31 protein-coding genes are annotated in these 25859 nt (G+C 71.4%); 4 read left to right on the forward strand and 27 right to left on the reverse strand.

Features of this window, described 5'->3' with window-relative positions:
• Positions 1–17: 17 nt before the first annotated feature.
• The 17 genes from ACIRBX_RS25235 to ACIRBX_RS25315 all read right to left on the reverse strand — a co-directional run bounded on the left by ACIRBX_RS25235 (position 18) and on the right by ACIRBX_RS25315 (position 12319).
• Positions 18–920, reverse strand: a complete 903-nt coding sequence (locus tag ACIRBX_RS25235; RefSeq protein WP_402299683.1) for a hypothetical protein — start codon at positions 918–920, stop codon at positions 18–20.
• A gap of 228 nt (positions 921–1148) precedes the next feature.
• Positions 1149–1721, reverse strand: coding sequence for a GTP cyclohydrolase I (gene folE / locus ACIRBX_RS25240; RefSeq protein ID WP_402299686.1), 573 nt, complete (start codon positions 1719–1721; stop codon positions 1149–1151).
• Positions 1722–1814: 93 nt separating this feature from the next.
• A complete protein-coding gene (locus tag ACIRBX_RS25245) occupies positions 1815–2429 on the reverse strand; it encodes a PIG-L deacetylase family protein (protein ID WP_402299687.1) in 615 nt (204 codons plus the stop codon).
• Positions 2426–3283, reverse strand: a complete 858-nt coding sequence (locus tag ACIRBX_RS25250) for a 5'-3' exonuclease H3TH domain-containing protein (RefSeq protein ID WP_402299690.1) — start codon at positions 3281–3283, stop codon at positions 2426–2428. The genes ACIRBX_RS25245 and ACIRBX_RS25250 overlap by 4 nt, the downstream gene beginning before the upstream one ends.
• The gene (locus ACIRBX_RS25255) at positions 3283–4440 is read right to left on the reverse strand and encodes a glycosyltransferase family 4 protein (RefSeq protein ID WP_402299691.1); all 1158 of its coding nucleotides are present in this window, start codon (positions 4438–4440) and stop codon (positions 3283–3285) included. Before ACIRBX_RS25255 ends, ACIRBX_RS25250 begins: the two co-directional genes overlap by 1 nt.
• Entirely contained in the window at positions 4437–4994 is a 558-nt protein-coding gene (locus ACIRBX_RS25260) for a phosphoribosyltransferase (protein ID WP_402299692.1), read from the reverse strand. The genes ACIRBX_RS25255 and ACIRBX_RS25260 overlap by 4 nt, the downstream gene beginning before the upstream one ends.
• Complete coding sequence (locus ACIRBX_RS25265) at positions 4991–5938, reverse strand: radical SAM protein (RefSeq protein WP_402299695.1); 948 nt, start codon at positions 5936–5938, stop codon at positions 4991–4993. The genes ACIRBX_RS25260 and ACIRBX_RS25265 overlap by 4 nt, the downstream gene beginning before the upstream one ends.
• Complete coding sequence (locus ACIRBX_RS25270; RefSeq protein WP_402299697.1) at positions 5935–6969, reverse strand: glycosyltransferase family 2 protein; 1035 nt, start codon at positions 6967–6969, stop codon at positions 5935–5937. Before ACIRBX_RS25270 ends, ACIRBX_RS25265 begins: the two co-directional genes overlap by 4 nt.
• Entirely contained in the window at positions 6966–7409 is a 444-nt protein-coding gene (locus ACIRBX_RS25275; RefSeq protein ID WP_402299700.1) for a hypothetical protein, read from the reverse strand. The genes ACIRBX_RS25270 and ACIRBX_RS25275 overlap by 4 nt, the downstream gene beginning before the upstream one ends.
• Entirely contained in the window at positions 7406–7984 is a 579-nt protein-coding gene (locus tag ACIRBX_RS25280) for a formylglycine-generating enzyme family protein (protein ID WP_402299702.1), read from the reverse strand. The genes ACIRBX_RS25275 and ACIRBX_RS25280 overlap by 4 nt, the downstream gene beginning before the upstream one ends.
• On the reverse strand, positions 7981–8763 hold the full coding sequence (locus tag ACIRBX_RS25285) for a reverse transcriptase domain-containing protein (protein WP_402299704.1): 783 nt from the start codon (positions 8761–8763) through the stop codon (positions 7981–7983). The genes ACIRBX_RS25280 and ACIRBX_RS25285 overlap by 4 nt, the downstream gene beginning before the upstream one ends.
• A 157-nt stretch (positions 8764–8920) precedes the next feature.
• Positions 8921–9631 (reverse strand): 7-carboxy-7-deazaguanine synthase QueE, encoded by a 711-nt coding sequence (locus ACIRBX_RS25290; RefSeq protein WP_402299706.1) that lies wholly within the window; start codon positions 9629–9631, stop codon positions 8921–8923.
• Positions 9628–10023 carry a 6-pyruvoyl trahydropterin synthase family protein gene (locus ACIRBX_RS25295; RefSeq protein WP_402299708.1) on the reverse strand — a complete coding sequence of 132 codons (396 nt, stop codon included), beginning with the start codon at positions 10021–10023 and terminating at the stop codon, positions 9628–9630. The genes ACIRBX_RS25290 and ACIRBX_RS25295 overlap by 4 nt, the downstream gene beginning before the upstream one ends.
• Positions 10020–10727 (reverse strand): 7-cyano-7-deazaguanine synthase QueC, encoded by a 708-nt coding sequence (gene queC / locus ACIRBX_RS25300; protein WP_402299711.1) that lies wholly within the window; start codon positions 10725–10727, stop codon positions 10020–10022. Before queC ends, ACIRBX_RS25295 begins: the two co-directional genes overlap by 4 nt.
• 82 nt (positions 10728–10809) lie before the next feature.
• A complete protein-coding gene (locus ACIRBX_RS25305; RefSeq protein WP_402299713.1) occupies positions 10810–11475 on the reverse strand; it encodes a response regulator transcription factor in 666 nt (221 codons plus the stop codon).
• Positions 11475–11921 carry a hypothetical protein gene (locus tag ACIRBX_RS25310; RefSeq protein WP_402299715.1) on the reverse strand — a complete coding sequence of 149 codons (447 nt, stop codon included), beginning with the start codon at positions 11919–11921 and terminating at the stop codon, positions 11475–11477. Before ACIRBX_RS25310 ends, ACIRBX_RS25305 begins: the two co-directional genes overlap by 1 nt.
• Positions 11918–12319, reverse strand: a complete 402-nt coding sequence (locus ACIRBX_RS25315) for an ATP-binding protein (protein ID WP_402299718.1) — start codon at positions 12317–12319, stop codon at positions 11918–11920. Before ACIRBX_RS25315 ends, ACIRBX_RS25310 begins: the two co-directional genes overlap by 4 nt.
• 436 nt (positions 12320–12755) lie before the next feature.
• Here ACIRBX_RS25315 and ACIRBX_RS25320 point away from each other — a divergent pair, with 436 nt between their 5' ends.
• The gene (locus ACIRBX_RS25320) at positions 12756–14153 is read left to right on the forward strand and encodes a Tat pathway signal protein (RefSeq protein ID WP_402299719.1); all 1398 of its coding nucleotides are present in this window, start codon (positions 12756–12758) and stop codon (positions 14151–14153) included.
• A 48-nt stretch (positions 14154–14201) separates the two neighbouring features.
• On the forward strand, positions 14202–14696 hold the full coding sequence (locus tag ACIRBX_RS25325; protein ID WP_402299720.1) for a TrmO family methyltransferase: 495 nt from the start codon (positions 14202–14204) through the stop codon (positions 14694–14696).
• 82 nt (positions 14697–14778) lie between these two features.
• Here the strand turns inward: ACIRBX_RS25325 and ACIRBX_RS25330 are convergent, their stop codons facing one another.
• Positions 14779–15255, reverse strand: a complete 477-nt coding sequence (locus ACIRBX_RS25330; protein WP_402299722.1) for a hypothetical protein — start codon at positions 15253–15255, stop codon at positions 14779–14781.
• Positions 15255–16571 carry a phage major capsid protein gene (locus tag ACIRBX_RS25335; RefSeq protein WP_402299723.1) on the reverse strand — a complete coding sequence of 439 codons (1317 nt, stop codon included), beginning with the start codon at positions 16569–16571 and terminating at the stop codon, positions 15255–15257. Before ACIRBX_RS25335 ends, ACIRBX_RS25330 begins: the two co-directional genes overlap by 1 nt.
• Before the next feature lie 401 nt (positions 16572–16972).
• Here ACIRBX_RS25335 and ACIRBX_RS25340 point away from each other — a divergent pair, with 401 nt between their 5' ends.
• Positions 16973–17587 carry a hypothetical protein gene (locus tag ACIRBX_RS25340; protein WP_402299726.1) on the forward strand — a complete coding sequence of 205 codons (615 nt, stop codon included), beginning with the start codon at positions 16973–16975 and terminating at the stop codon, positions 17585–17587.
• Between the two features lie 66 nt (positions 17588–17653).
• Here ACIRBX_RS25340 and ACIRBX_RS25345 read toward each other — a convergent pair whose 3' ends face one another.
• The 5 genes from ACIRBX_RS25345 to ACIRBX_RS25365 all read right to left on the reverse strand — a co-directional run bounded on the left by ACIRBX_RS25345 (position 17654) and on the right by ACIRBX_RS25365 (position 22913).
• Positions 17654–18475 (reverse strand): N-acetylmuramoyl-L-alanine amidase, encoded by an 822-nt coding sequence (locus ACIRBX_RS25345; protein ID WP_402299728.1) that lies wholly within the window; start codon positions 18473–18475, stop codon positions 17654–17656.
• Between the two features lie 117 nt (positions 18476–18592).
• Positions 18593–19732, reverse strand: a complete 1140-nt coding sequence (locus ACIRBX_RS25350) for an HK97 family phage prohead protease (protein WP_402299730.1) — start codon at positions 19730–19732, stop codon at positions 18593–18595.
• 76 nt (positions 19733–19808) lie between these two features.
• On the reverse strand, positions 19809–20825 hold the full coding sequence (locus ACIRBX_RS25355) for a hypothetical protein (RefSeq protein WP_402299732.1): 1017 nt from the start codon (positions 20823–20825) through the stop codon (positions 19809–19811).
• A gap of 79 nt (positions 20826–20904) precedes the next feature.
• The gene (locus tag ACIRBX_RS25360; RefSeq protein WP_402299735.1) at positions 20905–21930 is read right to left on the reverse strand and encodes a hypothetical protein; all 1026 of its coding nucleotides are present in this window, start codon (positions 21928–21930) and stop codon (positions 20905–20907) included.
• A 77-nt stretch (positions 21931–22007) separates the two neighbouring features.
• Positions 22008–22913, reverse strand: a complete 906-nt coding sequence (locus ACIRBX_RS25365) for an Eco29kI family restriction endonuclease (RefSeq protein ID WP_402299737.1) — start codon at positions 22911–22913, stop codon at positions 22008–22010.
• 119 nt (positions 22914–23032) lie between these two features.
• Here ACIRBX_RS25365 and ACIRBX_RS25370 point away from each other — a divergent pair, with 119 nt between their 5' ends.
• Positions 23033–23206 carry a hypothetical protein gene (locus ACIRBX_RS25370; protein WP_402299738.1) on the forward strand — a complete coding sequence of 58 codons (174 nt, stop codon included), beginning with the start codon at positions 23033–23035 and terminating at the stop codon, positions 23204–23206.
• Between the two features lie 15 nt (positions 23207–23221).
• Here ACIRBX_RS25370 and ACIRBX_RS25375 read toward each other — a convergent pair whose 3' ends face one another.
• The 3 genes from ACIRBX_RS25375 to ACIRBX_RS25385 are packed head-to-tail and all read right to left on the reverse strand — an operon-like array spanning position 23222 to position 25820.
• The gene (locus ACIRBX_RS25375; protein WP_402299740.1) at positions 23222–23461 is read right to left on the reverse strand and encodes a hypothetical protein; all 240 of its coding nucleotides are present in this window, start codon (positions 23459–23461) and stop codon (positions 23222–23224) included.
• 57 nt (positions 23462–23518) lie between these two features.
• Entirely contained in the window at positions 23519–25588 is a 2070-nt protein-coding gene (locus ACIRBX_RS25380) for a phage portal protein (RefSeq protein ID WP_402299741.1), read from the reverse strand.
• A gap of 10 nt (positions 25589–25598) precedes the next feature.
• Entirely contained in the window at positions 25599–25820 is a 222-nt protein-coding gene (locus tag ACIRBX_RS25385; RefSeq protein ID WP_402299742.1) for a hypothetical protein, read from the reverse strand.
• Positions 25821–25859 lie beyond the last annotated feature (39 nt).

Genomic DNA, 25859 nt, shown 5'->3' on the forward strand with positions numbered 1-25859 from the left:
GGGCGGGGGCGGCTGGGTCACGCGGCCCTGCCGAAGTCGTTCAGCAGCTCGGTCAGCTCGCGGCGGTCGAAGCGCATGATCAGCAGCGAGTGGTCGGACAGGTCCAGGTTGGTGTGGACCTCGAACGAGCGCAGAGCCGGGACGAGTTGGGCGCTCAGGTAGGCGCGGTCGATGCGCTGGCCGCCGCCCTGCTCGGGCCTGCGCATCGACCCGGTCGGCGCGAGCGCCTCCGGCTGGGCGAGGTGCTCGGCCGCGTAGTGGGCCAGGTCCACCAGCCCGGCCCGGCGCAGGATCTTGTCGGGCTCGGTGTGAGGGGTGCGGCCGTCCACCGTCCGGTGCGCGACGAACGGCAGGTCGGTGACCTTGCTGAAGTCGGGCAAGCCTTCGTCCAAGGCCGAGTAGGAGTTCATGTCGCCGCTGACCAGCACCGCCCGCCGGCCCTCCGCCCAGCCGGAAGCGAGGTCGGCCTCGTCCTCCCGGATGCGGGCGGAGCGGGAGCACAGGTGCACCGAGCCCAACACCAGGGTCCCGGCGTCCTGCGCGGCACCGGTCAGCCGGACCTCCACCGCGGTCGGACCGTGCCACCAACCCTTGTCCTCCGGCCACTCCCCCACCGGCCAGAACACCTTGGTGTCGAGCAGCAGACCCGTCGGGTTGCGACTGGCCGGCACCGGGTTCGACTGGACGAACGGGATCAGGCGGCCGAGCGCGTCTCCTGCCTGCCAGGCCATCCGGCCCCGCCAGTTCAGGGAGTGCGTCATCTCCTGCCGGGCCACCGCCGCGAACGGCCCCAGTCCGGCGAGGAACTCGTGGGCGGCGTACCAACGGTCGAGGCTGCCGCCGCCCTTGCCGTCGCTCTGCCACCCGTCGTGCTCGATGTTCCAACTACCGATCGTGATCGTGTCGTTGTCGGGGTTCATGATCGCTCCTTCGCTTCAGGACAGCCGTGGTCGGGTGGGTCTACGTGAACGGGATGGGGCGCAGTCGGGAAGGCCGGTCGGGCGGTGGCCGGCTGCTCGGCCCGGAGCAGGCTGGGTGACGCGTGCTCCGGCCCGGGTGGGGCCGGCGGAGGAGGCCGCCGGGGAGGGCGGGACGCCGTGAAGGCGACCGCCCGCCACCGTGCGGCGGCGCAGGCGGCCGGCTCTACGTCAGCGGGGCGAGGGCAGCGCGAGCCTGCCGAACAGCGTGGTAACCGTCGGATCGTCGGCGGTCCGGCCGAGCCGGCAGCTGGTGAGGGTGCGTACTTCCGGTGCCTTGACGCCCCGCATGCTCATGCACAGGTGCTCGCCCTCGGCGAGTACGGCGACGTCGTCGGTGCCGGCGGCCTTGGCCAGGGCGTGGGCGAGGTCGGTGGTGATCCGCTCTTGCACCTGCAACGCGTGCGTGTGGGCGTGGAGTTGGCGCACCAGCTTGGACAGACCGAGGACCCGGGTCCCGGGGATGTAGGCGATGGTGACGGTGAGGCGGAACGGGAGTAGGTGGTGTTCGCACAGGCTCCAGGCGTCGATTCCGCGCAGCACGACCAGGCCGTCGTGGGAGTTGTCGTTGGCGAAGGTCGTGTCGAGGGTGCCGGGGTCGTGGTTGAGGAACTCGGTCCACCAGGCGGCGGCGCGGCGCGGGGTGTCGGCCAGGCCCTCGCGGTCGGGGTTCTCGCCGAGGGCGATCAGGAGCTCGCGGTACAGCTGCTGGACGCGCTCGGTGTCAACCGGCTTGCGTACCATGGTGGTTATTGCTTCCACGGCATTCCCCTTTCAGGGCATGACGGTCCAGGCCGCCTGCCTGCGTAGGGCTGGCCAGCGGCGTGGAGAGGTGGGTCAGAGGCAGGTGGCGGCGGGGAGCCGGCCCAGGATGGGGACGGCGGTGAACGCCTCGGCGTAGGTGGTGCCGATCCGCGCGCCCCACAGCCTGCCGAGGTTCTGGGCCATCGGGCCGAAGTGGTCGGCGATGGGCTGCGATTGGTGTGCGTGCAGGGCCTGCATCTTGACGGAGAAGGTGGCGGTGGCGTCGATGATGGTGTCGGCGCGCACCGGGCCGTCCAGGGTGAGCGAGTTGTAGGTGTCGCTGGTGAACACCCGGTGGGGGAAGCCGGTGGCGATCACGGCGTCTGGGAGGGCCGCGAGTACGGCTGCCGCGATGGCGCGGTGCTCGGGGTGGACGTCGTTGACCGGGTGGGTGATGACGATCTCGGGGTGGAGCTCCATGATCAGGTCGGTGATCAGGGATGCCTGTGCCGAGGCGAGTTGGTGCAGCTCGGTGCCGAGGATGGCTGCGCCGGCGGCGGCTTCCGCGTCGCGCTCCGGGTCGCGGTGGGGCACGGCGACGGTGACCCGGGCGTGGGCGGCGTGGAGGGCGAGGGTGGCGCCGCACCACAGTTCGGCGTCGTCGGGGTGGGCGAACACGGCCAGGACCGAGCCCGGGTCGCCGGTCACCACAGCCCCAGCTTCTCGACCACGTCGGCGGGCCTCGGCAGTTGGGAGCTGACCAGTCCGGTGGGGGCGAGCGGCACCTCGAGGTCGTGCTTCATCGTGATCATCCCGTGCCAGCGCTGGACGTCCGCCCAGGCTTCGGTGATCGCCTTGCCCTTGGCCCCGGTGAGCCGACCGGAGCCGGGCAGGTCCTCCAACGGCAGGTTGTCGCGCAGCAGTTGGGCCGCGACCTTGGGGCCCACGCCGTGGACGCCGGGGATGTTGTCGGACTTGTCGCCGGTCAGAGCCCGGAAGGCCGGCCACTGGTCCGGGGTGACTCCGTAGCGGTCGATCACCTCCTCGGAGGTGATCAGGCGGTTGGTCGCCTTGCGCGACCGGTTGATGATCTTCACCTGGTCGGTGAGGAGCTGGTAGTAGTCGGCGTCGCGGGACATGATCCGCACCGGCCGGCTCGGGGCGGCCTGGATGGCGAGGGTGGCGATGACGTCGTCGGCCTCCTGGTTGGGGAGTTCGACCCAGCGGATGCTGTGCTGGTCGAGGCCGGTCTTGACGTCGGCGAGGAACTGGAGGGGCTTGAGGGCCTCGGGGGTGCTCTCGCGGTTGGCCTTGTAGTCGCTGTCCTCGGCAGCCCGGTCGGCGTTGCCGTGCTCGCCGTCGAAGACGACGACGACCTCCGGGGGGTCCACGTCAAGGTCGTCGCGGATGCTGGCGCGCAGCAGGGCGAAGAAGGCGAACAGGCCGGTGAGTTCACGGGCCTTGTCGCGGGAGCGGATCTCGGCGGGGAAGCCGAAGGTGCCGGCCCACAGCACGTTGAAGCCGTCCACCAAGAGGAGCGGTGCCGGGGTGGGTGCGGACATCACGAGATCGCCTCCAGGAGAAGGTGAGCGATCCGGGTGGGGTCGAAGTCCTTGGCCCGCCGGTACACGGTCTGTGTAGTCGCGGCGTACAGTATGTCATCTTCCAGGAGGGTTCGTGCCGTCTTGTGGAGGGCTTCGGGGCCGGCGTCGTGGGGGACGAGAAGGTGGTCTCCATGGCCGGTCGGCTCGATCAGGGCGGGGAGGTTCCCGACCCGGTAGGCGATGACGGGAGTGCCGACGCTCATGGCCTCCAGTGCGACGAGTCCGAAGGTCTCGCGGTGGCTGGGGACGATGACGGCGGCGGCCTCTGCCAGCCAGGGTAGGACCTCGTTCCAGGGCAGCGCGCCTCGCAGCCGCACGGTCGGGTGCCGGGAGGCCAGGTCCCGGCAGCGCTCCAGCAGGGCGGCTTGGGAGCCTCCGGTGTCCTCGAAGCCAGCTGAGGCGAGGGCGACTTCGACGGGGCGCTCCCACCCGGCGGCGGCTTCGAGCAGTTCGGCGACGCCCTTCTCCGCGCCGAGCCGGGCCAGGACCCGCACCGGTCCGGACCGGCGGAGCTGCTCGCGGCACTCGGGGCTGGGCGCGGGGGTCGGCGGCTGGGCGAGCAGGGCATTGGGGATGACGGTGACGTTCTGCGGCTGCCAGGCGGCGAGTTCGTCCACGACGACGTCGGAGGGCACGATGACGTGGTGAGCCCGGCTCAGGGCCGGGCGCGCGTCGAGGGTGGCCGGGCGGACGTGCGCGGCCAGGACCCGGCGGACGTGCTGCGGGAGGTGACCGCGTAGCCGGCCCAGGCCCCAGAGGGCATCGGTGAACACGATGGTGTCGATGCGGTGCGTGGTGACCAGCTCGGCGATCTGCTGGGCGAGCGCGCCGTCCTGCCAGCTGACGGCGTGGCGAAGCTGGGTGTCGTCGCAGGGGAAGGTCACCCGGGCGAGGTGCAGGCGCGCGATGGTGACGCCCGGCAGCGAGTCGGGCCCCGCGGGCTGCGGCGCGGCCGTGGCGATGACGGACCGGTGGCCGTTCTGGGCGAGGCCGGAGGCGAGTGCGGCGGTGGCGCGCTCGATCCCGGCGGGGGCGTCGGGGGTCCAGGACAGCAGGACCAGCAGCACGCCCCGGCTGGCGGTCGCCGCCGGCTTCGGGTTGGGGTTCCCGGTCATGGGGTGAGCACCCCCCGCGGTGCGGGCATGAGCCGGGTGTCGCCGTCGTGCGGGTCCTCCCAGGGGAAGACAACCCAGTCGTCCACGTTCCAGACCCACCGGTCGGGGCCGTTGCTGCACCCGGCGTTGCGGCACAGCGCGAGCCTCAGCACGGAACTGCCGGGCTGGAGCCGGGGGGTGAGGGCGGTGGTGACGGCATCGAAGGTCGCTCCGGACCCGGCGATGTCGTCCACCAGCAGGACGGTTCCCTCCAGGGTGGCGGGCAGGCCGGCGGGCAGGGAGACGGTGACCTGGCCGGTGGCCTGCTGCCACGGCTCGTCGCTGGTGTTGTGCCGGGCGATCGCGGTGAGCAGCGGGATGCCGAGGTAGTCGGCGACGACCGTGGCGGGCTTGATGCCGCCGTTGGCGATGCCGATCACGGCGCTGACGGTGGGCGCGAAGCCGACCATGGACTCGGCGAGGAGCCGGGCGGCGTCGTAGCACTGGTAGAGCGTCGGCGCGTACGGGGCGGTCCTGGTGAAGGTGCGCTGCGACGGTGGGGTGCTGGTGCTCACGCGGCGCTCCCGGGGACGGGCAGGTGCAGGTCCTGCGGGCTGGTGACCGTCGCGCGGATGGTGATGCTGGTGGCGCCGCCGGTGTTGCGCCAGGCGTTGCTGTCGGCGCGCAGCACGGTGAAGCCGTCCGCCTTGGCGCGGGTGCGCAGCCGAAGCCGCAGGCCTTCGGGGACGGTGAGGGCGTCGATGGTCGCGGTGGCTTCGTCGTCGGTGAGCATCTGCTGCTCGGCGATGTTCCTGCCGTCCCCGATCGGGAGCATCTGGAGGAAGGTGACTCCGCCGACGCCGAGCTGGGCGGCGCGGTCGAGCAGCTGCTGCGCCTCGCGGTGGTTGTCGCGCATCAGCACCATCTGGAACTGGACGGGCAGGCCCTCGTCGATCGCCGCGCGGGTGCCGCCGATGGCGCGGCTGTAGCTGCCGTCGCCGCGCCAGCGGTCGTGGGTGGCCTCGGTCGCGCCGTCCAGGGAGACGCGCAGGCCGTCGAGGACGGGCGCGAGTTCGGCGGCGCGGCGGGCGAGGTGCCAGCCGTTGGTGGTGCAGCTGACGACGGTCCGGCCGCCGGCCCGGATCGCCTTGGCGACGTCGGGCAGGTCCCGCAGCAGCAGCGGCTCGCCGCCGGACAGGTCCACGCCGAGGACGCCGGAGGCGGCGATGTGCCCGGCCATCGTCTGGCGTTCCTCGGCGGTGGACTCGCGGACCGTCTTGTCGTCCAGGCACTGGGGGCAGGCGAGGTTGCAGCGGACGATCAGCGAGTAGCACATGCTGAGCGGGGCCTGCGGGTTGAGCTGGCCGGGCTGGGCCTCCGGCCAGGCGGCGACGTGCGCCTGGTCGAGGTGGATGCGGCCGGCGGGCAGGGTGGTGGGGCTGAGGTGGTTGGTGCCCACGACGGGGTCGTGGACGACCGTGAGGCCGTCGATGGCGGCGGCGGCGAAGGTGCGGATCATCGGGTGGTCACCTCTGCGTCGAGGAGCAGCTTGTCGGTGGTGGTGGTGAAGTCGCTGCCGCGCCCGGTCGGGGCGGGCTGGGCGAGCAGCCGCCGGTAGTGGGCGAGGGTCGAGGGCCAGGTGGCGAGCTTGCTCTGCCACTGGGCGGCGGCGTTCGGCGGGTCGAGGTGGTAGCCGACGGCTTGGCGCAGCGGGACGACCAGGCAGCGGGCGGCGATCAGCGCGGCCCCGAGGTGGGTGTCCTCCATGCCCCAGCCGAGCCGGCCGAACTCGGGGTCGAAGCCGCCGACGTCCACCAGGCGCTCCCGGGGGACGCCGAGCAGCGCGGTGACGGCCATCCTGGGCAGGTCCCAGTCGTAGTAGGAGCGGCCGTATCCGAGGCTCTGGAAGTCGTGGGTGGCGTCCAGCGGCCGGCCGTCCAGCTTCTCGGTGAGGGTCAGGCCGGAGTACGGCAGCGGGGTGCCGACGGGCGGGGTCCAGGTGACGCGGTGGTCGGCGGCCAGCTGCGGTGGTTCGGCGGGCAGTACGGGGCCGCACGGGGAGCTGCGGTGGGGCAGGTTGTGGCGGAAGCCGGTCAGCACCGTCTCGGGCTTCGCCCGGGCGGCGAAGTCCGCGAGGACGTGCGGGGGCAGGACCATGTCGGCGTCCAGGAACAGCAGGTTGTCGGCTCCGGCGAGGCGGGCTCCGACGTTGCGGGCCCCGACGGAGCCGGTGCGTGCACCGAGGCGGACGGCGGTGGTGACCGCCGGGTGCCGGCGGGCGAGGTCGAACGTGGCGTCGGTGGAGGCGTCGTCCACGACGATCACCTCCACCTGGCCGTCCGTCTGCTGCGCGGCGAGCGCGTCCAGGACCGCGGGCAGGGCGTAGCCGGTATTGCGGGCCGGGATGACGACCGACAGGGAGCGGCCGGCGGCCACCGGCGCGGGGGTGGGCTGGTGCCAGCCGATCCGGGCGCTCGTGGAGAAGGCGCCGGTCAGTGAACTGTGATCGTTGGTGCGGGTCTTGAGGACGGCGTTGAGGGTGGAGGTCATGGCCAGCTCCATTCGTCGAGGACGGCAGTCGCCTTCGCCCAGCCCCGGGGGTCGTAGACCCAGTGCAGGGCGGGCCGGGCGGGGTGAGCCATCAGGTCGGTCAGCAGGACCAGGTAGGTCGGCTCCAGCACGAGCAGCACCCGCTCGGGCACCCCGAAGGTCTGGAACTCGTGCTCCAGCTGCTCGGCGACCGTGGGCCGCAGCACCTCGGCGCGCGAGGGGGTCAGGCGGCGCTCGTACGGGGCCAGCGGGGCGTCGGCGTGCAGCAGGCCGTGTTCGGCGGAGAGGAAGCGGATGCGGTCCCGGGCGGGCTGCTGGTGGCCGAAGCGCGCCAGCAGGTGCGGGGCGATGCCGCCGGTGTACCGCTCCAGGGCGGGCAGTTCGGCTCGCTGCGCCGCCTTGCGGCGGGAGCAGCCGGCGATCAGCAGGTCCCCCTTCATGCCGCCCTCACCACCCGCACGCCGATGCCGCAGGAGGCCAGCTCCGCCGGGGCCGCGTTGAGGAACGTGGATCCGGCGTACAGCGCCAGGGAGTTGAAGGAGGCCCCGCGGATCACGAAGCCGCCGCCGAGGGTCGCGCTGGACGTCCACTCCCAGCAGTTGCCGGCCATGTCGAACAGGCCGTTGGGGGTGGCTCCGGCGGGGTGGTCGGTGACCGGGGTCGTCCGGCCGGGGCCGCCCCGCAGGTTCGCCATGTGCGGCTCCGGCTCGTCGGAGCCCCACGGGTAAGGCCTGCGCTCGGCTCCGGCTGCGGCCCACTCCCACTCCGAGGACTTGGGCAGCCGGCCACCGACCTCGGCGGCCAGGTGCGCCGCCTGGGCCTGGACCACGCGGGTGAGCGGAAAGTCCCCTCCCGGCATTCCCAGTTGACCGCAGGTGAGCGGTGTTGCCGTCCATTCGAGATCCGGGATCACCAGCGGGCGCTGCCGGTCGCCGAACAGGCAGGTGCCGCCCGGGATGGGGACCCACACCACCGGCTGGGTGAGTTCGAGGCTCATGGTCTTGTCCGCCTTCATCCGGCGATCAGGAACAGGTCTTCGGCGTTGACGCCGTCGCGGATCTGGCTCTTGCCCGGGTGCGGCTCAAGTCCGCACTCGGCGAGGGCCCGGCTGACGGCGGCCATCGCCTGGCGGGCCTCCGTCTCGGTCGAGCAGAAGAAGCAGTAGTTGTCCGCGAACCGCACCACCCGGTGGCCGGTGAGCAGGGCGTCCACGCGGGAGAGCCGCAGGTTGATCAGCAGCGGCGCCAGGGCGGTGCCGGGCACGATCGGGTACGGCAGCGGCTCCAGCACGCTGCGGAAGCACCGCAGGAAGGGGCCGTCGGCGACGTGCTCGGCGAGCCAGCCGGTCACCTCCTCGGCGCTGGAGCCGGCGGAGGTCTGGCGTACGTCCACGTCCGCCACCCACTGGCGGCCGGTGCCGAGGTGCCGCTGCGCGTCCCGCAGCGCGGTGATCCGGTTGCGGCCGGCCCGGTAGCCGGACACCCAGTTGGCGAGGGCCCGCCTCTCCAGCACCGGTTCGATGGCGTTGCGCATCGCCCGCTGCACCACCCGGTCGGCCGTCGTCGGGATCACGGCCGGGAACACTTTCCCGGTGTAGGCGGTGATCTCGACCTCCCTCACGGGCGACGGGCTCCAGGTGCCGGCGCGCAGTTGCTGCGCGAGTGCCTCGAGGCGGCCGGGCATCCCGACCCGGAACTGGGCCCAGCTGACGCCGTCGGCCCCGGCGGACCCGCCCCGGCGCATACAGACGTTCGCAGCGCGCCGCAGGTGCCGGGGGTCAACGAGGAAGGACATCAGTGAATGGGCGCGCGGCGAAACAGAGTTGGGTATGCTGGCGGCAGCCCGAGTGGCAGGCAGGTTCCCGCTCTCCTCTTCACACGCTTGGCCGCTACCCAACACGCGCGGCCTGGGAGAGCTGGAAGGACCGCCCCACTCGGGCGTCGTGCTGTTCTCAGCGGCCACGTTCGTCCTCCCACAGCAGCACGTGCAGTCGGCTCCCGAGATTCCAGCCGCGGGCCAGCACCGGATCGGCGAGGGCGCGCAGCCGCTCGATGATCACGCCGCTGCGTGTCCCCTCCGGCATCACCCACACCTCACCGAGCCCGAACTGCTCGACCAGGGTGGCGACTTCGCCGAGTTCGGAGGGGTCACTGACGACGAACTTGAAGCGGGCCTTCCCCGACTTCTGCAACGCGCGTAAGGCGTCGCCTCGGATCGGGTGGTCGTTCGACGAGGCGAACCCGGACAGCTTCGGGGAGACGTTGAACGCCTCGACCAGGTCCGTGAGTTCGGGCAGCGGGGCGATCGTCCCGTTGGTCTCGATCTCCACCTTCCGACCCGGCAGCAGCCGCAGCAGGCGCACCAGCTCGGCCTGCTGGATCAGCGGCTCTCCCCCGGTGATCACCACCCGGGTGGCCAGTCGGGCCGACACCCACTCCGCCAGGTCCTCCACCCCGTGACGGGTCGAGACCTCGGACGGGTCGAAGCGGCTCCAGTCCCAGGTGTACGGGGTGTCGCAGCCGGGGCAGCTCAAGTTGCACCGCGACAAGCGGACGAAGACCGCTTCCTGACCGGCGGTCGGCCCCTCCCCCTGGAAGGTCGGGCCGAAGCACTCGGCGACCAGCAGCCCTCGGCCAGCGGGCGCGGCCAAGGCCGCCTTCACCGCTGCACCTCGAACTCGGCCCAGCTGCTGGCGGTCTCCGACACCCGCACGGCGTGCAGCCGTCCGGGAAGGCCGGGCTCGACGTGCTCCACGAACCAGGCAGCGAGCCAGGCGGCGACGTTCTCCGACGTCGGGACGAGATCGGGCAGCACCTCGTTCAGGACCTGGTGGTCGAGGACGGCGTCGATCATCTTCTTCACCGGCGCGAGGTCGCCGAAGTCGGTCACGAACCCGGGCTCCACCAACCGGTCGCTGGTCAGGATGAACTCGGCCGCGTAGGAGTGGCCGTGCAGCCGGGCGCACTGGTGGCCCTCGGGCAGGCCGCTGAGCTGGTGCGCCGCCTCGAACCGGAAGGTCTTGCCGATCCGGTGAGTACCCCTCAGCGGCTTCACCGGGCCACCGCCGCGACGCTCGTCACGTAGTCGGTGGGGTCGGTGACACCGGCCAGCGAGAACGCCGCGATCCGCTCGGTGCACGTGCCGCAGGTGCCGCAGTGCACCCGCCCGCCCTTATAGCAGGACCAGGTGTCCACGAACGGGACGCCGAGGCTCTGGCCGGTCTCCACGATGTCCGCCTTGGCGAGGCCGATGAACGGGGCCAGCAACTGGAAGCAGTCGGCGAGGAAGCCGTCGTTGCCCTCCCGGGTCATCGCGGTGAAGGCGTCGAAGAACGACGGGCGGCAGTCCGGGTAGATCGCGTGGTCCCCGCTGTGGGCCCCGAACGCGACGGCGTCCGCGTTGCGGGAGATCGCCGCCGCCACCGCGACGGACAGCATGATCGTGTTCCGGTTCGGCACAACGGTGCTGCGCATGGTCACGGCGGTGTAGTGGCCGTCCGGGACGGGGACGGTCGGGTCGGTGAGCGCGGAGCCGGTCAGCAGGCGGCTGAGCCCGCTCAAGTCGGCTATCACGTGCGGGGCCCCGAGGTGCTGGGCGATGCGGCCGGCGTACTCCAGCTCGGTGCGGTGGCGCTGGCCGTAGTCGAAGGACAGCAGGGTGACCTCGCTGCCCTGGTCGGCGAGCAAGTACGCAACGGTGGTGCTGTCGAGACCGCCGGAGGCGATCACGACGGTCTTGCGCGGGGTCGTCTGGGTCATCTCCATACTTTCGGTAGTCCTCCGCCCGGGAGGCAGGAGAGAGTCGGGCCCGCCAGGTGGCGAACCCGCATGGTCAGTTGAGCTACTTCGTGCCTGCCCGGGACCGTTGTCCCTGGGCGAACCGCCCGAGGCGGTCTCGTGGCGGGCTGACGCGGCGGCGGCCCCGCTGCCCAAGGCGATGCCCGGCGAGCAGGACGGCCGGATCGAACAGGCCGTCCACAGCGGCGTACGCGACCGCCTGGACACGGCTGTCCTCACGCATCGCGGCGATCACCCTCCGCACGTGGGTCTTGGTGGTGTGGAGCGCGATGTGGAGCTCTCTGGCGATCTCCCGGTACGTCAGACCGCGGGCCAGGCAGCCCAGCACTTCCCATTCGCGCCGGGTGTGCGGCCCGGGGGGAGCCTTCTCCCGACGGCCGGCGCAGACGTGCTCGTTGGTGACGAGCCCGTAGGCGAGGCCGAGGAGCACCGCGTGCCCGCGGTTCGCCGCCCCGAGCACGTGCAGGAGGTTCTGGATGTACGACTTGACGGTGCTCTCCGAGAGGACGAGCACCTTCGCAGCTTGAGCTGCGGTTCTCCCCGAGGCGATCAGCCGCAGGACCTGAACCTCCCGCGGCGACAGATCCGGCTCGCCGTGCGGCAGCTGCTGGAGCCTGGCCACCGTGTGAGCGATCCGGCCGCAGCAGCACAGGTCCCTGCGCCGGGCGCGGATCGCCGGGCGTACCCGGGTGGCACCGAAGGTCGGCATCAGCCGACGCCTACGAGGAGTTGCCTCCCCTGGATCTTGCAGGGCGCGACCTCGAGCACGTAGGTGACCGCGTCGTGGGTGAACGTGATCGCGTGGGTGCGGCCGGCCGCCAGGTCGTAGGTGGCCCGGTCATAGCCGTCCCGGGTAGACCGCCACCTCACCGGCACGCTGCCCTCATCGAGGGAGAGCCGAAGGGCTAGGTCATCGAGCTGGCTCTCCAGGGCCCGGACTGCGAACCGGATGTCCGCCGTACCGCAGGCCCACTGGACCAGCGGCTGCCCCGCGCTGAAGTACGCGGTGACGGTGCACCGGTACCGGGGCTCCCCGGGTGGGGAGCGCCGAATGGGCGGTCCGCCCGGGCGACCCCCATAGGAGGGCGCTGGCGGCCAGACCGCCACCGGCTCCAGTCGTCGGCGGCCGAGCACCCGCCGCACCAACTTCTTCATCCTGCTGCCTCCCTGAGCACTCGCGCCCACACCTTCTTCCGTCCTCGGCTGGTCACGACGTCCATGTCCGCCGAACAGCTCCTCACCAGCAGCAACCCGCGCCCGCCCTCCTCCGTGTCGCTGGCGGAGCGAGCGACCAGCAGCAGGTCCGGCCGGGCGTCCACCACCTCGATGCGGCAGTCGCCGTCGAACTCCTGTACCCGCACGCTCACCGCGTCGCCGGGGCGGGCGCTGTGCACGATCGCGTTGGTGACCAGCTCCGAGAAGACGAGCAGGGCCGCGTCCAGCGACTCACCCGCCCATCCCCACCCGACCATCAGGTCGGAGACGGTCCGCCGGACCGCCGGAACGCACATCGGATCGGCTTCGACGGACGCCTGCCACTGCCGTAGTGGCATCACCGGACTCCTGGTCACCACTTGTGTGCCTCCCCGGCCAGGCGCGACGGTGCTGCACTTCTGCTTCGCTTTGGGTACGCGGCCATGCCAGGTCCTCCAGACCAAGCGCGGAGTAGCTAGAGACGTACGAACTGGACACCGATGGTGAGTTGGGCATCGCTCCAGCTGCGTGCATCAGGCCGGCTGCGACTTGCTCAGCCGCCGGGCCACCGCTGGTCCAATGACCTCAGGAGTCCGGACTGCGGAGCGGCCGGGCATTTGTGACGATGTCTTGGTCGCTCCGCAGCGCCGTGCACCATTCCACCGCCAGGCCGGTGACCGAAAAAGCACATGGAGCGGCCATCGAGCGGCCACTTTGCGGCCACTTGGGCTGTTGAAGGGGTCGAGATCAGCGTGAGGTCTCCCGCTCCATCAACTCACCCTCTACGTTGGCTGGGTGACGATGCGTGAGGATTCGGCAGGCGTGCCGGAGCGGAACGAGCAGCTGGTCACGGCCAGGGTGAAGATGGGCTGGTACCGGCAGGTAGACGCTGCCCGAGGCGTCTCGGAGGTTGGCAAAGAGCTCTTCGACCTGCCCAGCTTCGAGGTGAGCGCGCGGAGCTGGCGGCGGTGGGAAAGTGCGAATCCCGGACTGCCCCGCCACGACGCGGCTGAGGCTCTCTGCGCGACCTTCAGCACCACGCTCGACAAGCTGGGCTTCACTCTTCCCGTTGATCTCAACGGGAGTGGCGGGCTCGGGCTCGGACAGGCCAGTATCAATGACGTGAAGCGACGTCAGGTGCTTGGCGCCCCAGCCATACTCTCCCTTCCCCTCCTCTCGCCGTCCCCAGGCCGCTCTCCGGCCACCGTCGGCGAGGGCACGGAGGTCTTCGAACGCACCGATGCACTACGCAGCCTGGCCGGCGCTCCACTGGTCGGCGTCGGCGACATCGAAGCCGTGCGCGATGCAGCCGCGCTGTTCTCCCAGATGGACCAGAAGCGCGGCGGCGGCCACGGCCGAGCTGCCGCTCGCTACCTCGAAGCCGACGTTTACCGCCTGCTCCACGGCCGCTTCACGAACTCCACCCTCCGGGGGGAGATGTTCGGCGCGGCTGCGGAACTCGCGTATCTCTCTGGTTGGATGGCCTTCGACTCCGGGGAGCACTCGAGCGCGGAGCAGCACTTCACGGTCGCCGTTGAGCTCTCCATGGAGGCCGGTGATCCTCCGCTGACGGCTCACATCCTCCGAGCCATGGCGCACCAGGCTGTTGATCTTCGGCGACCCAGGCGGGCTCTTGCCCTCGCATCTGCGTCGCTTGAGGGAGACCGTTACCGGCTCGCCAGTCCGCGCGAGCGGGCCCTGCTCGGCGTGGTCCACGCACGTGCCCTCGCCGCTGGCCAGCAACGCACTGCAGCTATGACGGCACTGCTCCGGGCTGAAGATGATCTCGCTTCCGCGCGTGGCAGCAGTAGCGAACCCGCAAGGGTCTCGTTCTTCGGCGAGGCAAGCCTCGCGCACGAGACCGCTGCCACGCTTCGGGACGTCGGCGATCTGCCCCAGGCCGAGGGCGAGTTCCGCCGAAGCGTGGCCACCCGGAAGGCCACGACGTACACCCGAACGCATGCCGTTACCCTCGGCTATCTGGGAGCGGTGCAGGCTCAGATGCAGGACTACGAGTTGGCTTGCGCGACCTGGTCCGACGCCCTCGACGCCATGCAGGGTGTCCGGTCCGACCGGACCAGGCAGACAGCCATGACGATGCAGGCCATGCTCTCTGCACCTCGTTCCACCGGGGTTCCGCGCGCCGACGAAGTGGCCAGCAGGGCTGGGGAGTACCTCGCGGCCACTGCCTAGGGGAAGATGGCTTGGCAGCTCCCGCTGATCACCGAGGAGGAGTACGGAGTGTCCGAACGCGAAGTCTTCGAGGTACAGGCCCTTGGCCACGTGGTGGGTGGCCGGAAGGAGCCCACCGACGACTATTGGGGCGGGACCCGCTCGATCATCCGCCTCGACAGCTCTCTCTTCCCCGTGGAGTCCACCAAGGGTCTCGACGCCTTCTCCCACATCCAGGTGGTGTTCCGCTTCCACCTCACCGACCCGACCGATCTGCACTTCGGCGCGCGCCGCCCGCGCGACAATCCCGAGTGGCCTGAGGTCGGTGTGTTCGGTCACCGGAACATGCGGCGGCTGAACTGGCTGGGTGTCTCCCACCCGCGCCTCATCGAGGTCGACGGACTCGACCTCCACGTGGAAGACCTGGATGCCGTGGACGGTACCCCAGTCCTCGAAGTGAAGCCCTGGTTCACCGACTTCGGACCCCGCGGACCGATCCACGAGCCGGCCTGGACAAGCGAGATGCTCACCGACTACTTCGCGCAGCCGCCTGCCGAGCAGTAGCGGCACCTCCGCTCGGCAGCCGCCAGTCACACGTCGAAGCCTGCCCCCGGAGCGTGGGGCAGGCTTCAACGGGCTTCGGGCCCTACGCCTTACTGAGAGCTCGGCGGAGCTGGTCAACCTCGGCACGGGGCACCGCGTTCCCGGGGGTATACAGCAGCTTGGTGACCGTGCGGCGGCTGCCGGTGTACGTCTGCCGCTCGTAGATCCGCAGGCGCGGGTAGACGACGGTCTGCTCGGGCCGGGTGAGGTCGAACAGGACGGCCAGGTCGTCGGGCAGGGGGTTGCCGTCCTCGTCCACCAGCTCGGTGCCCGTGGTGGTGAGTGGCTGGTGGCGCTGCACGCCGAGCGGGACCGCTGCCGGGGCGGGTGGCGGCTCGGCCAAGGCCGGGGCGGCGAGTGGCTCCAGCGGTGCCGCCACCGACAGCTCCAGGCCGGTGGGACCGCTGGCCGGCGGCGGCCCCGGGGCGGGATCGACGGGCGGGTGCGGCTGCTCGGGGACGGGCTGCACCGGGCCCTTCTCCACTGGTGCGGTGGCCGGCTTGGTGCGGGCCGGGGGCATCAGGGGGCCGCCTTGAAGGTGCCGTAGACGAAGCTCTCGGGGCGGGGCACCTCGAGGCCGACTCGCTCGGCGCCGCGCATCGTGATCACGCCGCGCTCGAAGTTGTCGCGGTTCTCGGTGGAGACCTGGACGGAGACCTGCTCCCGGTCGTAGAGGCGCGCGCCCAGGCCGAAGCTACCGAGCAGGAACTTGCCCTCGTTGATGGCCATGGAGTCCACGACGGCGAGCCGCCAGACGACCTTCTGCGCACCGATGGCGACGTTGACGGCGACGCGGTACGCGCCCTGACCGTCGGTCTCCAGCTCCAAGTCCTCGAAGTCGAAGGGGTGCAGGACGATGCCGGTGGGCGGGAAGTAGGCGAGGACGGCTCGGGTGGCCGCCCGGCGGATCGCGGCGGACTGCTTGTCCGGATCGACCTGGGCGTAGGTCTGCACGCCGGCGGTGTTGACGATGCCGGTGATCTTCTCGTCTCCGCCGATGCCGTAGAGGATCTCGTTGTCCTCCGCCATCTTGACGCCGTCGATCAGCTCGCCGTCGATCATCTCCCTCAGCCGCGGCTCGTCGGCGAGGGTGTTCTTGTGGATCGGCATCGTGTGCGCGATCTCGGCGACCGGGTAGGTGACGGTCTTGAAGGTGAGGTTGGACTGCGGGGCTCGGGCGTAGACCTCGACGGCCGGGCCGCCTCCGGCCGGGACCTCCATGGCGCGCTCGGGGACGATCGCGGCGTTGTTGGTGAAGCCCGTGACGCGCACGCCGTAGAGGATGTTGGCGGCGGTGGTCTGGGAGGGGAAGAGGTCGCGGACGCGGCCGGGGCGGACGGCGCGGGGCACGATCTCCAGGTGCTCGGGAGTACCGAGTCCGAGGACGGGGGCGGTGCCGGCGGAGCGGGTGAAGATGTCCTTAGCGGAGAGACCCTCGAGGGACTGACCATCGACGGCCACGACCTCGTCGAAGGAGCCCCGGAAGCCGGAGGCGGCGAGCGCCTTGAACTCCTCCGAGTCGAGGAAGCGCCGTCCGAGGCTCTTGCCCTGGCCGGCACCGAGCCGGGCGGCGAGGGCGGCGTCGTGAGGTGCGTAGGGCTGGGTGGCGGGCTCGGCCAGGAAGGTCTGGATGCCGGCCGCGCCTTCCAGGTCGGTGATGAGCTGCTTGATCTCCTGCGCGTCGGCGAGGGCCTTGCGGAAGGCGGTGGCCTTCTCGGCGGAGACGGTCACGCCGCCGTCCTCGACCGAGAACGAGTTGCTGATGGTGTCCAGCTCGGCGGCCTTGGCGCGCAGCGCCGTGTTCAGCTCCGCGAGCCGGGTCTTGGTGGCGGTCACGAAGTGACGCTCCTCGGGGTCGGTCCGGGCCGTCCCGCCAGAGCGGGGCGAAGGGGTCACGTCGTGCGCGCGGTCAGCACCGGCACGCCACGGCGATCCGGCACACCGTAGGAGGGAGCCGCCGTTAGCGTCGCGTCGAGAAGACCGCCACGCCCCGGACCGGACCGACGGACCACCCTCGACCTCAACACGCCTTTACACCTGGCAAGTTGGGTGTGCCCATCGCCGGAATTCCGAGGTGATGGTGGCCGAAGCCGGCACGGTGCCGGGCCTGCCGGCTGCGCCCGGCCAACCGACGGGAGTCTGCCGTGTACCCCTTCCCGCGCCCTGACCTGCCGCCCGTACCCGAGGACCTGTGCCCGGCTATCGCCGAGACGGCCCCCGAGGGCCGCTCGTTCACCGTGGCTGGCACACAGCTCAACGTCCTCTCCTCGGACGAGGGTTGGCTGCTGCGCGTGAAGAAGCCCGGGACGGAGCCGGAGCTGTTCGGGCCGTGCGCCGGTGAGGGCCGGGCGGAGGAGTGGCTGCACCAGATGACGGCGCACCTGCTGTGGTTGAAGGCCCATGTCCGGGGCCCCTGGGGGTGCCTGGCCCAGGTGGAGGAGGGCTGGTTCACCGCGCTGGTGAACACCGCCTGGACTCCCCGGGTCGCACTCCACGTGGGCGTGCAGGACGCCGACGAGTACGCGGCTCGCCACCTCATCACCCCTGCGGTCTGGTTCGACGCCTCCGAGGCCGACCTGGCGGCGCAGCTGCGGGAGGTGGAGAAGCGGTACTGGGTGCAGGAGGGCTACCGGGTGCTGCACACCTGGGCGGCCGTGGCGCTCGGCCGGTCGGTGCGGGAGGCCTACCGGTCGCAGGTGCTGGGGTGGGGTGGGTATCCGGTCAGCGAGCTCGCCGATCGGCTCGGGTGCTCCACCGGGATGCTGTCCGCCGCGAAGATCGGCAAGGCGTGGGACCCGGCAATCAACCGGCGCGTCGGGGTGTTCCCCACCCGGCGTGCCCGGCGGTCGTAGTCCGCTGGTCCCGAGCCGCGCAGGGCAGCGCCCAACCCCGGTCGCGGGTGGGGCGCTGCCGCGTGTTCACCGGCTGATCGGTCGGTTGAACAGGGCGCGCCACGTCAGCTCGCCCACCTCCCCGTCGTCCTCCAGGGGCCAGCCGTTGGCGGTGGAGTCGCGCTGGAACGCCGCGACGGTGTCCCGGGTGTTGCGGCCGTACCAGCCGTCGGCACCGTCGGGGCCCACGCTCCAAGTCCGCTCGATGAGCCGGTGCTGCACGGTCTGCACGTCCGGGCCGTGCAGCATCGGGTCGGCCAGTCGCAGGATGCGGCCGGGGAAGGCCGGGCCCTGGGCCGGGGTGGGCGGCTGCGGGCTCGGGTTGCCGCTGCCGCCGCTCGGGCGGGGCGCTCCCCGCTGCACCCAGGCGTACAGCTCGTCCCCCGGGCAGGTGGTCGAGTACCCGTCGCGGTGGCCGAGCACCTCCGGGCCGGCACCGCCCTTGGCGCGGCAGTACTCGATCGCGTCGACCAGGCCGTGCAGCATGTCGGTGGAGGCCGAGGTGCTGCCGGAGGTGCCGACCATCGCGCAGACCGCGTAGTGGCGCGCGTTGAGGGTCGGGCCACCATTGGCGGCGTTCTGCCGGCCGAGACCGCGCCCTTCGAAGACGAAGCCGTGCTGGCAGATGACGAAGCTGTAGGCCACGTCGATCCAGTTCTCCTTGGGATCGGTCTGGTGGGCGTGTTGGAGGTCTCGGACGTGGCCGGCGCACCGGCTGTGGTCGGCGGCGAGTCCGGCCGGGACGGGCGAGCCCTCCCAGTGGATCTTCACGCCTCGGGTGGCGGTGATGCGGGTGTAGGGGCCGGTCGGCGCGGCGGCCCCCCACTCGCTGCGGGAGACGAGCTTCATCGGCTCGCTCCCGGCTTCTCGGATTGGCCGTGGTGACGGTTCATCAGCGCGTAGCCCTCCGTGATGGGGTGACGGAGTGCCGGACGGTAGGCCGGGGCCGGGTCTAAGGTCGCGCCGTCAGTGGCCGGGGGGCGCGTCGGCGAACAGGGCGAGAGCGGCCCCGATCTCCGCCAGGTCGAGGGTGGTGTCGGCGGTCTTGCTCTGCGGCTCGGGCTGCTGCCAGTCGATGCCGGCCGCGCCGAGCACCGCGACGAGCTGCTGCACGGCGGTCGCCAGCCGGGTGGCGTTCTCCCCGGACAGGGCCCGGCCTTCCTTCGTGGCGGCGGTCAGCGTCTTGAGGTGGGAGGCGACGCGCTCCAGGTCGGGTACGAGCGGCGCGAGGGCGGCGCTGGCCCCGGCCGTTCCGTCCTCGACGTCCAGGACCAGGCGCACGGCCCGCGGTTCGCCGACGGTCGGCACGCCGGTGCCGTCCAGGGTGTAGGGAACCTCCCACGAGGTGGTGCTGTAGCCGTCGGCGGTGTACCGCCACAGGGAGGCGATCACCCGGTCCGGGTAGGTGCCGATGATCTGGAGGGTGCCGGACCCGAACTCGCCGTCGGCGGGCGGGAGTAGGCGCTCCTGGACGGCGGTGGTGATCGCGTCGATGCGGTCTTCGAGGGTGCCGGCGAGCGGGGCGAGCTCGACTTCGGCTTCGCGCAGCAGCCCGCGGGCCTTGCTCTTGAGGTCGAGGGTGCTGGTGTGGGGGTTGGCTCCGAACAGCACCGGGCTGTACTCGTACAGGTCGAGGTCGGTGATGCGGCGGGCTCCCTTGCTGCGCTTGGCAGTTCGGACCTTGTAGCCGATCGACCACTGCACCTGGTCCTTGAAGAACTGCAGGTTGGCGTACATGTCCTGCCCGGCCTGGGTGCCCAGGTTGCACAGTCCCTTGACCAGCAGCGCGCCGGCGCCGGGCGGCCAGGGCTGCCCGCCGGGCAGGGTCTTGGGCAGCCGCGCGTCCCCAGGAAGCAGTTCCTCGATGTGCTCGGTCCGGGCGGTCCACACGTTCCAGTCGTGCGACCAGACGCCCTTCGGGGTGAGCTCGGTGAGGGTCCGGGCGTACGCGCCGGGTTCGATCACGTCGCCGTCGTGGTCCAACAGCCCGGTGACGGACACCAGGGTGGTGAACGTTCCCCGGCCCTCGTCGGCCTCCAGCTCAAGCAGGCCGAGGGTCGCCTGCTTGTGGTCCAGCGCGGGGCTGGCCGTACGTGCTGCTCCCACCGTGTCTCCCGTCCGAGTTGGTGCCGGTCACCGTAGGCACCCCCGGGGTGTTGGGTCGCGCCTACATCGGGGCGGGCTACTCGTCTTCGTCGGGGTAGGCCTCGTAGACGTGCCACTGTCCGGGACCTGCGAGGACGACGACCTCGGCCTCCTCCAGGCAGCCGATGCCGGTCCCGGGGACGGCGAGGATGCGGGAGACCGGGATGTCGCCGCTCATCACGTAGCCACGCACGTCCCCGCCCCTGGTGGCGAACGCGTCCGCGATGTCCTCCTCGGTGGAGAACGACGAGATGGGGCGCAGGCGGAGCGCGTCGATCGTGCCGGCCCCGTCGATGTGGTCGGTGAAGGAGTCGTCGTAGTCGTCGGTGAAACCGCGGTGGACGGTGACGTACTCGATCCCGAGGTCGGCGAAGTGCTGCTGGGTGGTCTCCCACATCGCGGTGAGGAAGGCGTCCAGCACGGGCCCGTCTTCGGCGAGGGCTTGTGCGGTCTCGGCGTCCAGGTCCTCGTCACCGTGGTCCCAGGGCAGGGTGTCGGGCAGGTTGAAGCGCCGCCGGGCGGCTTCCTGGAGGGCGAGGGCGTTCGCGTCGTGGTCGTTGGCGGTGACGGCCCAGCCGGCCACCAGACGGGAGACCGCCTCGGCCCGGACGAACTGGTGATACTCCTCGCCGTCCATCCGCACGTAGCCCCACGGCTCTCGGCGGGCGCCGCTGTCGAGGTCGGCCTGCTCGACGTACTCCGCCCGTCCGCTGCCGGACTCGGCCCGGTAGGCCGCGAGCTGCCCGCTGCGGACCCGGGCGAGCCGGTCCTGCTGACGGTCCGACAGCAGCTGGTCATCCGTCAGGTGGGCCATCCTGGTGGACAGCGAGCCGCACATGGCGGCCTTGAGCGCTCCGGGGCTGCGCTGGCGGCCGCCGAGCAGCTCGTCGTCCGGGGGCCGGGACGGGCCGGTGCGGGTGCGCGGTAGGGCGGCCGGGGCGGTGCCGGCGTGCTCGGCGAACCGGCCGCGGTCGTCTCGGCGGTGGCGGTGCTCCTCCCACGGCTGGCGCTTGGTCCGCAGCCGCAGGGTGATGGTGGCGGGTCCAGCGCGCACGGGTGCTGCCTTCTGCCGGGGCCGGTGGTCGCGGCAGGGTGGCAGCGGGCCGGGGGCAGCGTCGCGCCGAGCCGGGCGGCTACTCGCCTGGCTGCCAGTGCCAGGTGCCGGGCCCGGCGAGCAGCACGACCTCGGCTTCGTCCAGGCAGCCGATTCCGGTGACGGGGGTGGCGATGATCCGCCCGGCCGGGACGATGGCGCTGATCACGATGCCGGGGCCTCCCTCGGTGGCGAACTGGTGGGCCACGTCGGGGTCGAGGGAGAACGCGGAGAGGGGGCGCATCGGCGGGTTGTCGAGGGTGCTGCCGTCGGCGCTCCACTCGGCGGGCGGCCGCCCGTCCGGGGTCCTGATGCCCCGCCAGATGGTGAGGGACCCAAGGTCGGCCTCGGCGAGGTGCGTCTGCGTGTCGGCCCACATGCCGCGCAGGAGCGCCTCCATCGCTGGCCCGTGGGCGGCCCGGTGGTCGGCGACCTCCTGGCGCAGGTGATCGACGGTGGGCCAGTCAGCGGTGGGCTGGAGGCCGATGAAGTCCCGGGCGGTCTCCTGGAGCGCGAGAGATTCGGCGTGCTCGTCGTTGGAGGTCATCGCCCAGTTGGCCACCATGCGGTTGACCACCTCGGTGCGCAGCAGGTCCCGGGCAGCCTCGGGGGTGATGGACTGCCAGGACGGCTGCGGGGGCGGGCTGCCGGGGCCGGCTGTGCGCAGCATGCCGGTGGCCGGATCGAGGAAGGGCCGGGCAGAGCCGCCCTGCACTCCGGTTAGCCGGGCGAGATCGTGTTCACCGAGGAGTTCGTCATCCGGGACGTCCCGCATCCCCCGGGCCAGGGACCGGACGACGTTCGCCTTGTACGCCTGCGCCACCCGCTCCTCGTTCCCGTCGCGAAAGACGAGCCCGTACTCCTCCTCATCGAACCGCGGCTGGGAGCGAGTCGCCCGGGACGGCCGGGCCACGCCGGCCCGGATGCGCTCCAGCAGCGGATCAGTGGAGTTGCCGGGGGTGGTAGCGAAGCGCCCTCGGCCGTCCCTGGGGTGCAGATGCTCGGCGAACGGGCGCTGCTTGACCCGCAAGTAGAGGCGGACTTGGCCGATCGCAGGGTAGGGCACGGCACTCCTCTTGGAGGTCACGGGTCAGGTGGACCCGTGCAGATTCCCAGCAGCACTCCCTACTGTCTTGTCGCTTCTTACGAGGCCGACCCGCGCTCGTGCTTCCACCCCTGCGCAACCTCGGCGTAGTGCCTATGTACGCGCTCCCTCAGCCTGTCGATCTCCGCATCTGATGAGCGCCTGGCTGCATACCTTCGGTCACCATGCAGCATGTACCAGGGGGCTGCGAGCTCTCCTGCCGAACCAAACGCGCTGCGAGGGAAACCCTGGAGCGAGGTGTTCCAGATAGGCAAAGTGTTGCTGATCAGCTCGTGGACAGCTGGCTCTGCGAAGAGACTGGGGACCTGGAGAGCGCGCACTTGGAAGTCTTCAGGCTCCAGGTCTGGACTCATAGCAAGTGCACGGACGTGTACGCGGAGCTTGTGTCCGATGCTGGGGAACCTGGTGCGGTTGGAGCGGCCAATCATCGCCCTCGGGGCAGGGTCGGTACGACCCACGTAGACCGGGACGGTTGGCTGGTCAGAGGCGACAGGCGCGTAGAGAGGATTTGGGCCGCTGTAGTAGATCGCGTAAATGCCGATCCCCCGAGTCTCCTCCCCGTAGTCCTCCAGCCGCATCAGCGGGGCGCGTTGGAGTTCCTCCACGACGCTTCGAACGAGGTTTTCCTCGTCTAGGGGATCGAAGTACCGCACGGGTCCAGAGACCGGCTCTTCGGCCGGGGGCTTGAGGCCAATCTGTCCCAATTGCTCCTCGGCTCGAGCACGGACCAGCAACGCCAGAAGGCCCTCCGCGTCCGCGCCTAGTGCGCGAGCGAGCGCGAAGAGGGTTCGCTCCGTCGGCAAGGCCTGGCCGTTCACTGTCGCGCTCACAGTGGTCCGGCCAATCCGTGACGCGCGCGCCAGCTCAGTGATCGACATGCCCGTATCACGCACGAGACCCCGGAGCGTCTCTGCAAAGCGCTGTCGATCGTCTTGCTGTGCCACCGAGCCTCGACCCCTTCGGCTATCATCCGTTCAGAAGTGTTCACACCGTACAGTGAACACTTCTGAACGCCTTGCTGTGCTCTCTTCTTCGCCGGATTCTCCCGGAAGGCGCCCTGCCCGTGCTCACCCACATCGCGTTCGTCGTCATCATCAGCCTGCTGGTCGGCGTCGTCGCTGCCTGGCTCCGCCACTCCGAAGGAGTATCCGCCCAGCAGGTCATCCACCGGGGCGGCGCAGCCGTGGGAGCGGCTCTCCTGATCGGAGCGGCCTACCTCGCTCTCTTCAAGCCCTGACCACCTCCGCCCAGATCAGTCGCTCTGCGACCCCTCTTCCCTTGCTTCGTCCAGCAGCGCGCGGGGGGCCGCCTTCCCGAAGGGCTGGCTAAGTAGCCGGCGAGCGGCTTCCTGAGGGCCGACGCCGAGGACGTCGGCGAGACCGGCGAGCGTGGTGACCGGGTCACCGTTGGGGTATCGCACGTCCCAGCTGCGCCCGCGCAGCCAGTCCTCGTTCGCCTGTTGCTGGTCGCTGGGCGGTGTGCCGGTGGTCATGCTTAATCCTCACATGGAGAGGGGCCCGGCTGGTGGGTCCCGGGCTGTGTTCGGGGATCAGGGCCGGAGCTGCCAGGCGAGGCGGCAGCGGCAGTTCAACGCCTGGCCAGGTCGGGCTTCGGGGTCGGCGGGGTGGCGGAGCAGGTCGTCACCAACGGTGAAGGGCAGGCCCAGGGACTGGGTCTGGCCGTGGGCGGCTTCGTGGTCGGGCCGGACCTGGCCGTCGTCGTGGGCGACCCAGCGGCGGGTGAGGCCGGCTCGGCCGGCGGCGGTGGCGGCGTGGTCGCGGGCGATCTCGATGGTGGCGGTGGCGAGCCGGTTGGCGGTGGTGGTGGCCCAGGCGGTAAAGGTGCGGCCCCAGTCGCGGGTGGTGACGGTGATGCCGCCGAGGTCCTTGCCTTGGTGGTCGGCGTGGTGGATCTCGTCGGCGAGGGCGGTGGCGTGGCCGGTGAGCCAGGAGGCGAGGAGCGGGGCGAGGGTCGGCCAGGTGTTCTCGGTGCCGGCTCCGGTGCCGCCGAGGGCGGTGTGCAGTTCGGTCCCGGCGGTGGCGGCGGCTCGCTCAACGAGCGGCTGGAGAGCCTGGGTTGCTTCCTGCTGCCAGGTGGCCAGGTCGATGACCTGCTCAACGGGCAGTTCCTTGAGGCCAGTTCGGGGGTCGTCGGCTCCGCGGTTGTCCCAGTGGCGGGTGCCCTTGCGGTGGCGGGGGGAGTTGAGGCGGGTGACGGTGCGCTCGGTCCAGCGGGTGGCGAGGGCCTGGAGGGCGGTGTCGAGCTGGCGGTGGAGGGTGGTGGCGGCTGCGCCGTCGAGCGGCAGGTCGCTGGTGGTGTCGAGGACCTTGGCGGTGCGGGCGGCCGGGGTCGCGGGAGCGGCGGGGGCGGCTTGGGCGAGGGCCTGGGCGTCGGCGGCGCGGGCGGGTACGGGGGTGCGTCCGGAGTTGACCCACAGGGCCCGGGAGGCCGGGGTGTCGTCCACCTCGTCGGCGTAGCCTGCGAGTTCGGCGTAGGAGTAGAGGGAGCGGACGCCGGCGGCGACTTCTTCCCTGGCTTCGGCGAGCCGCTTGGAGCGGGGCTCGCGCAGCACGTCGATGTCGGAGGCGTCGAAGTACGCCTCGTGGCCTTCGCCGGCGTCGGTCTGGAAGGCGGAGCCGAGCAGCCGCAAGTGGGTCGCCATCGTGATGGTCCAGAACTGCAGCTTCTCGGCGTGGGCGTTGTCGTAGGTCCGGCCGCTGGCGTTGCCGAGCTGCGACTCGGGGACGCCGAAGGCAGCCAGCAGCTCCAGCTTCGAGTTGGCGGAGACGGTCTCGTACGCCATGTCGCGGGGCGTGGTGGAGGTGTCGGTGACAGTGATGTTGCCGCCGGAGAGGACGGTCCAGGCTCCGGCCGCAGTCGGTCCGGTGCTGAACCGCTGGCGCAGTAGCCGAAGTTCGGCGTCGTCCATGTCGCCGTCGATGCCGATGACGCCGCCGGGCCGGGCGTCGTTGTGGACGAAGCTGAGGTTGTAGAGGCGGGTGTAGTAGTCGAGGTCGGCACTGAGGCCGGCGGCTTCCAGCGGGGTGATGCCGCTGTAGGCGTCGAGCGGGTGGGGGTTGCGAATCCAGCGGACGCGCTCCACGTCGAGGGTCCGCAGTTCGCCGGAAGGGGTGACGGTCTCGAAGTGGGAGACCAGGTCTGCGCCCCGGCTGGGCACGGGCCGGGTACGGCCGGGCGGCAGGAGGTCGATGCGCAGGAGGTCGCCGCCGCGGCTGAAGGTGGGCTCCAGGAAGACGCCGCGCTTGGAGAGGAGCAGCTGCATGCTGACGCGCTTCTTGAAGGCCCAGGCTCCCTCGAGGGGGTTGGCGGTGACGTTGAGGGCCTCGTAGAGCGGGTGGTCGGCGAGCGACGGCAGGGCGTCCTCGGAGGTGCCGCTGCGGGGGCGTACGCGCAGGAGTCGGTCGGCGGCGTGGCTGGAGATGGTGTCCACCGCCTTGTAGATCCAGACGGCGCGCTCCATGCCGTCGCGGACGGCGCGCTCCACCGACCAGGGGCGGGCGCGGTCCACTCCGGCGGGGGCCCAGAGGGTGTAGCCGGGTTCGCTCTTGGTGGCCGGCGGCGGGGTGCTGCGCAGGGTGGGGAACCAGCGGCGGGGCATGGGGTTCCTCCTACTGCTGCTCGTTGTCGTGGCCGAGTACGGCGGCGACGGCGAGGGCGGCCAGGCTGGTGCAGGCGAGGCCGAGGCGGGGGTCGGTGGTGTAGGCGGCGGCGTTGAGGCCGCTGGTGCCGAGGGCGAGCAGGATGAGCGCGGTGACGTCGCGCACCCGGCGGCGGGGCGGGGGGGCGCCGGCGGGGGTGGCCGGCGGGGCGGGGCAGCCGGGTGTCGGCACACCACGCACGCGAGGCAGGGCCGGGGGTTAGCGTGCCCG

This window comes from Kitasatospora sp. NPDC096147, assembly GCF_044763225.1.
Classification (GTDB): domain Bacteria; phylum Actinomycetota; class Actinomycetes; order Streptomycetales; family Streptomycetaceae; genus Kitasatospora.